Consider the following 12,538-nt stretch of genomic DNA (forward strand, 5'->3'; position numbering starts at 1 on the left):
TCCACTTTTACCCTTTTACTTTAACCTTTTAACCTATAACCATTCACCCTTTACTCAACTGATAACTGATAATTGACAACTGATAATTGAAAAAATGAAACTCAACATAGCCCTTTTAGCCGGAGACGGAATAGGTCCCGAAGTTATAGACCAAGCCGTAAAAGTATCCGATGCAGTAGCAAAAAAGTTCAACCATGAAATCAACTGGACACCAGCCCTTACCGGAGCCGCTGCCATCGATGCCGTGGGCGAACCCTATCCTGACGAAACACACGAAGTGTGCGCCAATGCTGATGCCGTACTATTCGGAGCCATTGGACATCCACGGTTCGACAACGACCCATCAGCCAAGGTGCGTCCGGAACAAGGATTGTTGAAAATGCGTCAAAAACTCGGACTTTTCGCAAACGTACGCCCAACCTTTACCTTTCCATCGCTGATTGATAAGTCCCCCCTAAAGCGCGACCGTATCGAAGGCACCGATTTGATTATCCTTCGTGAACTTACCGGAGGTGTGTATTTCGGGGAGCGTGGTAGAAAAGACAATGGCGATACCGCTTTTGATACCATGACCTACCAACGTTTCGAAATTGAGCGTTTGGCCAAAAAAGGTTTTGAAATGGCATTAAAACGAGGCAAAAAACTCTGTTGTGTGGACAAGGCCAACGTTTTGGAAGCCTCCCGTCTGTGGAGGGAAACCGTTCAGGCCATGGAAAAAGACTATCCCGAAGTGGAGGTCACTTACGAATTTGTAGATGCCGTCGCCATGCGACTGATCCAATGGCCCAAAGGGTACGATGTGATCATCACCGCAAACCTTTTCGGCGATATTTTGACGGACGAAGCTTCCGTAATCTCCGGATCTATGGGATTGATGCCCTCCTCCTCATTGGGAAGCGATGTCTCACTTTACGAGCCCATCCACGGATCATACCCACAAGCAGCCGGAAAAGACATTGCCAATCCGTTGGCGACCGTTTTGTCCGCAGCGATGATGTTCGAGGATTTCAATTTAAAAGATGAGGCCGAGGCCATCCGTGCGGTGGTCAACAAATCTTTGGCCGAGGGCATCGTCACCGAAGACCTCTCCGAAGGAGGAAAAGCCTACAAAACCAGTGAAGTGGGTGATTGGCTGGCGGCTAACATCTAAAAACAGTATTTGTCATTTTGAACGAAGTGAAAAATCTCAACACAGTTTGATACAGACTTGGAATTTGGATTGTTAGATTTTTAGAGTTTGGGATTGTTGGAAGTCCGCTGCTCGATGTCTAATGTCTGATGTCTGATGTCTGATGTCTGAAGATTAGTGAAATCCGTACAGTTCGTGTCAAACAAAATATAGATTGCTGGAATTTGGAGATTAAAATCTGAATATTGCCACGCACAAGCTCCTCCCCCTGTCCAGGGGGAGGTGTCCCGAAGGGACGGAGGGGAGTTTCCCTTTTTAACTTCTTGAATACAATCAATACCACCCTGTGCATTTGCATGGGGTTTTGTTTTTAAGTACAAGCTCAAATCAAAAGTTCAAGTTCAAATCCATTTTCAATTTTTCATTTTCAATTTTCAATCCACAATCTACCCACTCTTCGACAAGCTCATTGCGACATCCCTTCACCTTTCACCTTTCACCTTTCACCCTTAACCTATCCCAAAAAACTCAAGTTCAAATCATAAGCGCAAGTTCAAACGCAACCCACTTCCATCCATCCAACAATCCAACAATCCAACCATCCAACAATCCAAAAATCCCACACAACCCTCTCGGCTACCCCTTCGACTCCACTTCGACAGGCTCAGTGTGACATTGTTCATTGTTCATTGTTCACTGTTCATTGCCCATTGTTCATTGTTCACTGTCCATTGTTCATTGTTCATTGTCCGAAGCCTTGGCGAAGGACAACATCCATCAACCCAAACCCCCCATCCGTCAATTGGGGACCCTTAACCCTTCGGTCCATTTCTACTTTTGATAGCGATTGCCGTGCGCGCCATGGCGTCCAGAACCAAATAGCATGTTTAATCAATCTCAAAAATCAAACCCTCCTGCCATCGGGCCATTCCAAAACAAACTCAGGTTATAATGAAAAGGACCACCAGAAAAACCTGTTGGATGGCTTTACATAACGCAATAGTAAATCACAAATAGTAACCTTTTAAACATCATTTAAATATGAAGAGAAAAACCATTGTCACAAACCGAAACCGCTTTTTAAGCATTAGCACACACCTTAATTCCATATAAATGTTATGAAGCAATTATTCTATTTTACATCGTTCCTGTGCATTATGGCGCTACCGTTCGGCGGGGCCGCACAAGGTTCGGATGCAGCTACAAACCCCGACAACTCCATTATAATTGGAGCAAGGGCCGGGGGCACTTTCAGCCAATTTACCCAGCCCGGTACGGTAATTTCCGGCAATATCGGTGCATTTGGCCGCTATCAGGCCCTGCCCTACCTGCAGGTACAATTGGATCTGGGGTACGACACCTTCGGTGGGGGCCGAACCGACCTTAACCGTGAGCTTGCCCCACTGCCCGAAAGCGTGGAGGGCGTTCCCAGCGGACTATTGACCCGCTTGGAGTACCTAAACCGCCAGGTGTTCTTCCATTCGGCAAAGGGCCAGCTTTCCGCAAGACTGTCATTGCCCGAGCTCAATGGCGCACCCGTACAGCCACAGTTGATCGTGGGGGTAAACGGGGCCTACATTTTTCGGGCGCGGGAAAACCGTGATCAGTACATGGTATTCGAGGACGGCTCCCGCATCATCCTTTCCAACGATTGGGAAGAGGTCGGCGCCGACTACACCAGCGTAAACGTAGGGGCACATTTGGGCCTTGCGCTCGACTTTAACCTGCAAAACGGCGAAACCTTCACCGTGGAGTTCACCTACGATCGTGGTTTTACCGACCTGAACAACATTATCATTGGCCAGCCCGAAAACATTGAGGTGCTACGCACCCACCGCTTCGGTATTGGCTTTACCTATACCATTTTACATTTTTAAGCTATGAGAAATAAACAAAAGAACAAACAGAAACCCATTTTCAATCCATTTAAAAACCCGAATACAATGAAAAACAGAAACATTCTTTCCGCCCTGCTCGTGGTACTCGCCTGCGGGGTATTTGTGAGCTCCTGTAAAGATGAGTTCGACGAATTAGACGTACTGACCCACCAACGAGAGCGGGCCGACCAGATCGCCGCTGAACAAGCTGCCAAAGAGGCCGCCGAAAAAGCCGAAGAAGAGGCACAGGCGGCAGCAAACGCCGCTGCCCTTGCGGCCGCCGGAGTGGCGCTGGACTATACTGTTACAGCACATTCCGACGACGTGCCCGTAGCTGGTGCCACCGTTACCCTTACCAATGCCAGCGACGGCTCTACAAATACCGCAACAACCGATGCCAACGGTAATGCTGCCTTTGTTGACATTGCACTGGGCGGACATACCGTGGCCATTGCCTCCGACGATCATTTGAACATTTCCTACATCGTAGACTTTGGCCGCGCCACGGAAAATATTCATTATGAAAATATAAACGGCAATATTGTCCCCATTGAGACCTCCGAGGCCTCCAAAGTGGAACTTTTGGCCCTTGCCGGTACACAAACGGCCACCATTAAAGGTAAGGTGGAAATCGAGACCGATCTTACCAATGATCTGCCCGAAGTACCACAGAACATTACCATCCGTGCCAATTTTGATGATACCTTTAACGCCTCCCACTCCAATGTGGAAAGTACAAACAATGGCTTTCAAAACTCCATTTTCGTGGCAAACTCTTTCTCTTTTACCGAAGGTGATATAGGCGTGGCCACTGTGGACAATACCACCGGCGAGTACAGCATGGTGGTGCCCGCCACCGAAGAAGGTACCGATATTGATCTGTTGCTCCCCTTGGTGGAGGCCGACCAAACTTTGGCGTGGACGCAAGAAAATGGAGAGGACGTAGGCTTTAACCTGGGCGCACAGCCCGCCCTTTTTGGTACGGACATTACCTCCACCGGCACACCAGACGTAAATGGTGCCCAAGCAGTTTTTCCAGAGCCTGCCCCTGCTGGCCGTGGCTTTGCCATAAACAATTTTATGCCTATGGTGCGTGGTATTTTGGAAGAAGAAAATGAGTCTTCTATTGATGATTTCCCCATAGAGAATCATTTTGACTACATGAAATTCAGGAGCAACCCGGGATCCGATGACTTTCAGTTAACGCCGGTAATCACAGTAAGTGAACCCGACCTACCCGTGCATGCAGGTGATACCGCCCTTATCGAAGCCTGGATGGACTGGGATTTTGATACCTATCATATTTTGACCGAAGGGGAATACGAATCGCAATCAGATGTACGGGTCCATTTAGTAATCGTTGATGATCAAGACAATGAAATACCGATTTTTATTGAGGATATTACGACTTCTTTTACTGGAAGGTTACCCTCTGGGAATGCGAATGGTGCAGTAAGGCCTTTCGATCTTGGTATCATATATACTCCGTATGTGGTCAAAGATGTTTTTGTAAGATTTACACCACTTGGTGGTGTTACCACCCCAGCCACCGCGGGCGATTATGAATATAGCGGTAGCATCAGACAATTTGAGATTTTAAACTCCGGCGATGGCTATAACAGCATACCTACCATTACCGTAGGCCCAGAGGGCAACCCAAGTACCCCGGCAAGTTTGGAGATTACCGATATGGCCTTCCAATACCAATTTGATCTGGACAATAGCGGGGTGACCAATGGCTATGTGGTAAAACCAAACATTGGCTATGAGTACAACAGCACCCCGGGCACCATAGAGACCGCCTCTGCTGTTCAAGTATTTGTATTTGATGAAGACGGCCGTGTAGAAAACAACCCCGCACCTGAAACTCGTGGCGCCTTGGAGCAGATCATGAAGGTAGAGAACGGCAATTTGGTTTTTGATCACGACAATGCCCTGGGCACTACCGATATTGAGGGAGCACGTACCTCTGTATACTCCTTTGCCACCCCAAAAGGTTTGCTCATAGAGCCAGATCACGAGCCGGCAACGGGCATAGTCATAGTGGATAGCGGAACAGGGGAAGTAACCGGTATGGCCATTACCAACACCGGATCTGGCTATACCGAGCAATTTGAGGTTACTATAGAGAGTCTTTTACCTAATTCTGGGTCTGGTGCGTTGTTTGAGATTTCAGGTTTTACGACCACGCCCGCTACCGGAGAGGTAAGCTGGAACGGTTTGGCCATTCTGTTGGAAGGAGGCTCCGGGTACACCAACAATGTTAACATTAACCAAGAAGGTTTTGCAGGCGCTACCTCTGTAAATGTTAGAAACGGAGAGACCAAGATCATCAACTTTAACTACGGTACCGGCGACCGCGTTAACGACATAGATTAAGGCTAACCACAACCCATATTGTGGATACTTGCCGGAAGAGGGGTCTTTTTTATTGGGCCCCTTTTCTTTTTTTAGAATTAGTATTGAGACTTGAGATATTAGTATTGAGATGTGAGTAATGTCAGGTCGAGCCGTCACCCCGAGGGCAGTCGAGGGGGCAGTCGAGACCTAAAGCTTGGATTTTGGAGCCTGGAATTTGAATCCTGGCAACCACAAGCTCCTCACCCTTGTACCCTGAGCGAAGCCGAAGGGAGGGGGAGGTGTCCCGAAGGGACGGAGGGAGTTAAAACCTGAAGTCAGAAGTCAGAGGTCTGAAAATTAGTGAAGTCCGTGTAATTCGTGTCAAACTGGGTATGGATTATACGATTGTTGGATTTTGGAATTTGGGATTTGGAGTTTGAACAACAGTATTTGTCATTTTGAACGAAGTGAAAAATCCCAACACAGCTTGACACAAAACTTGGAATTTAGAGTTTGGAATTTGGAGTTTGGAATTTGAACACTGGCAAGAACAAGCTCCTCACCCTTGTACCCTGAGCGAAGCCGAAGGGAAGGGGGAGGTGTCCCGAAGGGACGGAGGGGGTGAAAATGGGATGCTGATGCTCGATGTTGGATGTCTGATGTCTGATGTCTGATGTCTGATGTCTGATGTCTGATGTCTGATGTCTGAAGATTAGTGAAATCCGTGCAATTCGTGTCAAACTAAGTATGGATTATACGATTGTTGGAATTTGGAATTTGGGATTTGGAGTTTGAACAACAGTATTTGTCATTTTGAACGAAGTGAAAAATCCCAACACAGCTTGACACAGACTTGGAATTTAGAGTTTGGAATTTGAATCCTGGCAAGAACAGGCTCCTCCTCCCTATTTAGGGAGAGGTGTCCCGAAGGGACGGAGGGGGTGAAAATGGGATGTTGGATGCTCGATGCTCGATGTTGGATGTCACACTGAGCTTGTCGAAGTGTCGAAGGACTATAGAAGTGTGTGCCTTCCGAAGTCTCGAACGAAGGAAGGGAATTTTGGAAATTGACAAATCAGATGTCTGACTACTGACTACTGACTACTGACTACTGACTACTGACTACTGACTACTAACCACTAAATATTAAAAAAATGAAGAAGAAACATAACACCTACAAATCACTGGGAATAGGAATCCTGCTCTTGGCGTTTTCGTCCTGTAAGAACGATTTCTCCGAAGAGGCACTGATCGCATCCCAACAACAAGAAAAAATAGAAACACCATCCGAGGATCCCAACACAGATCATGAAGATGCAATAACCGCCATCAATCTGGCCGGGCAAATGCTCGATTATACCATCACCCTTCATGTTAACGATGTTCCCGTGGATGGAATAACCATAACGGCCACCAACCAAACCGATGGCGAAACGGTTTCCGCAACCAGCGACACCAACGGCAATGCCATTTTTGCCAACATGCAAATGGGGGCCCACACAATTGCCATTACTTCTGCGAACCATGTGGACCTCTCTTACCTTGTGGATTTCGGCAGCCCCAAAAGAGGGGTGCATTACGAAGTAATTGACGGGCAAGTACTGCCCATACCCACTTCCGAAGCCTCAAAAATTGAACTTTTTGAGCTCAACGGCATACAGACCGCCACGCTAAAGGGCAAGGTGGAAATTGAGACCGATCTTACCAACAGTACCCCCGAAGTTCCCCAAGGTCTTACCATCCGGGCCAATCTGGATGTGGCGGTCAACGCATCACATACCAATGCTGAAGAAGCTTCGGGAGCACCCCACTCCATTTATGTGGACGGTTCCCTCACCTTTACCGAAGGTAACATTGGCCATGCCACCGTAGACGGGACTACCGGAAACTATACCATGCAGGTGCCGGCCACCGAGCAAGGCACAAAGGTAGACCTGCTCTTTCCTGTGGTAGAGGCGAAACAACGTTTGGCCCATAACCGGTTGAACGGCGAGGATGTACCTCCGGGTATTCGGTTGTTTCCTGCACTCTTCGGACCCGATATTGAGGCCATGCCCACACCCGAGGTATCCGGAGTTTATGCCGAATTCGATGCCCCGCCCCCACCCGGTCGCGGATTCACCTTTGATCCCATTCCGCTTCGTAACACCATTCTTCCCGGAGATCTAGACGATATTATCGACCTTCCGGTGGACGAAGAACACAATGCCCGCTACGTGGGCACCTCCGGTTCGGGTTACAAAACCTCGCCCATTGTCACGGTAAGCGATCCCGATACGCTGGAAGATGTGAAATTGGCAGAAATGCATGCCGATATGCGTTGGGATTTTAAATCTGTCAACATCACCGATGGAGGTAGCGGATATGGAGCTGGTGAAGATGTATTGGTCATTGCCCGTTTTACCCAACCGGACAACACCCTCGCTGATGTTCCTTTAAAATGGATCAAGGCCGATGGTTCCGGTTCGCTTCCAACGGGAATCATTGATGATATTGATCCCGGAATTACCCACGAAGTAATTGGCGTTGAGGTTGCCTTTGCTCCGGTTGCCCCGGGCAATCAACCCGTAGCCACTTTGGATTATTCGGGAAAAGTGGAAGCTTTTGATGTTACCCACGCTGGTTTTGGGTATACATCCATTCCACAATTTACCATTACCGGGGGCGACCCTATGGAACCAGCTACGCTGCAAATGACCCATATGGCATTTGAACATAGAATAGTGCCCAATAATGCCACCATTACCCAACCTTACGTAATATTACCACAGATACAATACACCTATGAAAAAACATTACGAGTTACCGAAATTGGACCTGACCAATTTGTAATAGGTACGATAGACGACGAAGGCGATTATACAAGTGGTTGGCCACTATCCGATCCTATACATGATCACATCAAGGTGGTCCATGGCCAAATTGAATTTATCGACCCTGGTCCTGCGTACATCAACCATTGGAAAACAAAATATGGAATTCATGGGATATTAGACAGTTATACCTACAGAGCGCCTGAATTTCTAATTCAAGAACCTGTACATGTACAAACCACCGCCGATGTGGTCATTGAAGATGGAAAGGTGGTTGGTCTTGACAATATTGTCCCCGGAACGGGCTATAACTCCGAATATAACGTTACCATAAAAACGGTGGAAGGCCTGCCCGGATCAGGAGCTGTGTTAGACCTTACCAATTTTTTGACCAACGACATCACCACCGAAGTAGGTTGGTTTGAAGGTTATACATTGATCTCTGGAGGCTCCGGCTACACCACCGATATCAATATTGATTCCGAAGCCTTTGAGGGAACAAGTTCCATAACCGTAAGAAATGGCGAGACCAAGATCATTAATGTGAACTATGGCACGGGACGCTCCCAGGCCGATATTCAATAATTCCATAGTGTTTAGTTGTATTTGGATTAGGCCCTTCGGGGCCTTTTCTTTTTAAAGCTGAAATGGGATATGAATATTGAGATGTGAGAAGTTAGATGTCAGGTCGAGCTGTAACCCCGAGCGCAGTCGAGGGGGCAGTCGAGACCTAAAGCTTGGATTTGGAGCTTGGAATTTATGATTTGAATATTGACAAACACACTGTCAATTGTTCATTGTTCATAGCATACCGACAACCCCAACTCGTCATCCGAAGCTTTAGCGAAGGAAGACCCTTAACCTTTCATCTTAAAAGCAAAAGCTCAAACTCAAACTCAAAACCTAAGTTCAAGCTCAAGCCTATCCCATTTACAACTTGCCATTTTTCATTTTTAATTGTCCATTGTTCATTGTTCATTAAAACCCTACAACATTCACCTTTTACCTTTCACCGTTCAACCTTCACCTTTTAACACTTAACATTCAACATCCAGCATCTGACATTCAACCCTTCACCCATTGTCAGAAGCGAAGCGCAGGACAACCCAAAAACCCCATCCATCAATTCAAAACCATCATTCGTCAATTGAGCCCTTTTGACAGATAAAACCACCTCTACCTTCGCTCCATAACCCTTTAAAATTCAATTTTATGAAAACCTCAAAATTTATAAACAAGCTGATTGTTTTTGGCCTTGTTGTCTTTTCTATGTCCTGCAGTAAAGATGATGGCTGCGAACAGCAAACATTTTATTTTGATGGTGACGGTGATGGCTACGGAGTAGCATCCAACACCAAAATGGCCTGTGAGGCACCCAAAAACTTTGTCGACAAAAGCGGTGATACCGATGACAGCGACCCAAACAATTACCCCGGATGCCCAGAAACCACCTTTTATTTTGATAAAGATGAGGACGGCTACGGAAATCCCGACGCAAAGGAAGTTGGTTGTGTGCCCTCCGAAGGTTTTGTGGCCCAAGGCGGTGATTGTGATGACGAAGACGATCAAAAACATCCTGGAGTAATGGTTACCTACTATAAAGACATGGACGGGGATAATTTTGGTTTGGAAAATGAAACTATCCAAATATCCGTTTGTGATCCAGAACCTGAAAATTACACCAAAAACGATATAGCTTTTGACTGTGATGACAACAATGAAGGTGTAAACCCAGATGCAAATTTCAGGTATTACGAAGATGCCGATGGAGACGGTTACGGTAATCCCGTTCGTTCAATAATTGAACTGGGGTGTAAAACGGACCTCGAGGGATACGTTGTAAACGCCGACGATTGTGACGATGCGGACCCCAATATCAATCCAGAAGCCGTTGAAATCGCCGGTGATGGCATCGATAACAACTGTGATGATATTTCCGGATTTATCTGGGATGGTCCCGATATGGTCTTTAGCAAAGTGACCAGCGCGGATTGGACCATTAAGGAAAATCGAGATCGTTTGACAGACAATGTTTCGTTTGCACGTCAAGATACTGGCCCCATGTACAACTACCAATGGTGGCAAAATGAATTTAAGGAAGACGCCATTCACATTAACAGTTTTGATTCTGACCTTAATGCCGACTTCTGGGACAAGGAAGATGCTACAGACCGGGATTTTAAATTCTCTGGCGGCACCAAAGGTGTTCGGTGGGCGCTGTTACCGGATAGGGATAATCCTTCAACCAATATAGGCTGGGAAACCTACCCCTTCTATGCCACCCTTGGCAAGCCCGAAGGTTTTTATAGCTTTCATAATATTGTTTCCATCATTACCGCTTTGGAAGATGGTTTTGAAATTGATGGTGTAGCTGACGATTTTAACATTTTACTAAAAGGACAGCCTGGAACCGACGATGTGGAATTCGACGACATTATCGGCGTAAAATTGGGCGTATGGCTGGTCGAAGAAGATATTTACCTGACCCTCAGTTTTACCGAATGGGCGTCCGGTCAACAAGGTGGAGGTGCATTTTCATACACGCGCTCCACACCCAACAATTAATGGTTCAGTTTAGTTAGTTTTTATCAATTTCCATTAGTGTTCTTCACTTTCTCCAAGGTCCCGGGGTTCTCCCGGGGCTTTTTGTTACAGAATACGCTAAAGCTTCAAGTTTCTCAAGAATGTTTAATACTCATTTTTCACAAATAACCCATCCGTCAATTCAAAACCTATATCCATCCATTTGCCCAATAAACCAAGGAAGTCCCAACGTAATTTTAGTGCAATTCAAATAATCGGGATTCGCCTTTTGCAATTCTTTGATAGCTAAGGTAATGCAAGGTACAGGCAAGTCCATTCTAGTAAAAACAAAACTTATGAAAAAAACTAAATTATTATTCAATCTCGTGTTCCTGACAGTCACGGTCACATTTGTTTCATGTAATGAGGACGAATCACCTCCATGTGCTTCTACATTGTACTATTATGATGGTGACGGCGACGGTTATGGAGACAGAAACATCTCAGCTAAAGAATGCATACAACCCGCTAAGTATGTAGTGGATAGCTCAGACCCAGATGATACCCAGGCAGCCGTAACGCCTATCTGTGAGAAAAAAATCTATTTTGAAGACAGTGATGGCGATGGCTACGGAAATCAAGGAGAAGCCCGTGTTATCTGCAATGGTGCGAAAATCCCAGAAGGGTTTATTCTCCAGAACGCCGATTGTGATGACAATAACCCGGAAATCAATCCGGAAACCCAGAACACTTTTTACGAAGATTTGGACGGAGATGGCTTCGGGAATCCAAATGTTTCAATGGTAGGAACGGCTTGTCCCGTGCCTGAGGGCTATGCCTCCAATGCCTTAGATTGTGATGACACTGACAGAAAAATTCACCCAGGAATTATCGTATTCCAAGATAGTGATGGGGATGGATATGGAAATCCTGAAGTTCCCATGGAATTGGCCAATTGTTCAGATTTAGGTAATGGATATGTCATTGACAGCACAGATTGTAATGATACCAACGCCAACATGAATCCTGGAAATGAAGAAGAAATACCGGGTGACGGTATCGATAATAATTGCGATGGCATTTCAGGAATAATCTGGAATGGCGAGCCAATTGAGTTTTCCAAAGATGCCTTGGCAAATTGGACATTGGCCCAAAACCAAGATCAGATCACCAAAAGTGTAACATTCACACGTCAAGATTCTGGTCCTCTGTACAACTATGCTTGGTGGCAAAATACTTTTGCATCAGATGCAGAACATATAGACGGGCAAAACTCGGATCTCGTGGCGGATTTCTTTAATAACGATCAAGCAGCTAAAAAGGATTTCAATGTGATTAATCCCTCCGGTGGCACCAAAGGAGTTCGCTGGGCTATCATAAAAGATTCCATTGCACCCCTTAGAAACCCAACATGGGCAGAATTCCAATTTTATGGCACCCCAGGAAATCCAGAGCATTTCTATAGCTTTAATAACATAGTAAACATGGTCACGAATCTGGACAACCGCATCAAAACCCATATCATTGTTGATGAATTCTCAACTATAGCAGGAAATGGAACTGTAAAGTATGACAAATCCATAAACATGGGAGCTTTAATAGGTAAACAACTTATGGCGTGGTCACAAGAAGATGATATCTATTTTTACCTGATGATTACTGAATGGGAAGATGGCAAAGATGGTTTAGGAGGCGCTTTCAGTTATGTACGCTCCACCGAGTCTATTGAAGAATAGATATTCAAATTAAGTTGTTTCATCAAAATGCCCCAGAGTACTTCTGGGGCATTTTTTGGTAGCTATCAATTGATACGGGGCAACCATCAATTCTCATCTGGCCCAACACCTTCTTTTGGA

6 protein-coding genes are annotated in these 12,538 nt (G+C 45.9%); all 6 read left to right on the forward strand.

Annotated elements, in window-relative coordinates; genetic code table 11:
• The first annotated feature begins 94 nt into the window (after positions 1-94).
• Entirely contained in the window at positions 95-1,150 is a 1,056-nt protein-coding gene (gene leuB, locus ACULLG_RS12325) for a 3-isopropylmalate dehydrogenase (protein ID WP_452127099.1), read from the forward strand.
• Positions 1,151-2,247: 1,097 nt separating this feature from the next.
• A complete protein-coding gene (locus ACULLG_RS12330) occupies positions 2,248-3,006 on the forward strand; it encodes an outer membrane beta-barrel protein (RefSeq protein ID WP_452127100.1) in 759 nt (252 codons plus the stop codon).
• A gap of 66 nt (positions 3,007-3,072) precedes the next feature.
• Complete coding sequence (locus ACULLG_RS12335; protein WP_452127101.1) at positions 3,073-5,385, forward strand: carboxypeptidase-like regulatory domain-containing protein; 2,313 nt, start codon at positions 3,073-3,075, stop codon at positions 5,383-5,385.
• A gap of 1,115 nt (positions 5,386-6,500) precedes the next feature.
• Complete coding sequence (locus ACULLG_RS12340) at positions 6,501-8,744, forward strand: carboxypeptidase-like regulatory domain-containing protein (protein ID WP_452127102.1); 2,244 nt, start codon at positions 6,501-6,503, stop codon at positions 8,742-8,744.
• Between the two features lie 627 nt (positions 8,745-9,371).
• The gene (locus tag ACULLG_RS12345; protein ID WP_452127103.1) at positions 9,372-10,724 is read left to right on the forward strand and encodes a putative metal-binding motif-containing protein; all 1,353 of its coding nucleotides are present in this window, start codon (positions 9,372-9,374) and stop codon (positions 10,722-10,724) included.
• 314 nt (positions 10,725-11,038) lie between these two features.
• A complete protein-coding gene (locus ACULLG_RS12350; protein WP_452127104.1) occupies positions 11,039-12,418 on the forward strand; it encodes a putative metal-binding motif-containing protein in 1,380 nt (459 codons plus the stop codon).
• Positions 12,419-12,538 lie beyond the last annotated feature (120 nt).

The organism is Flagellimonas sp. 2504JD1-5 (assembly GCF_053618295.1).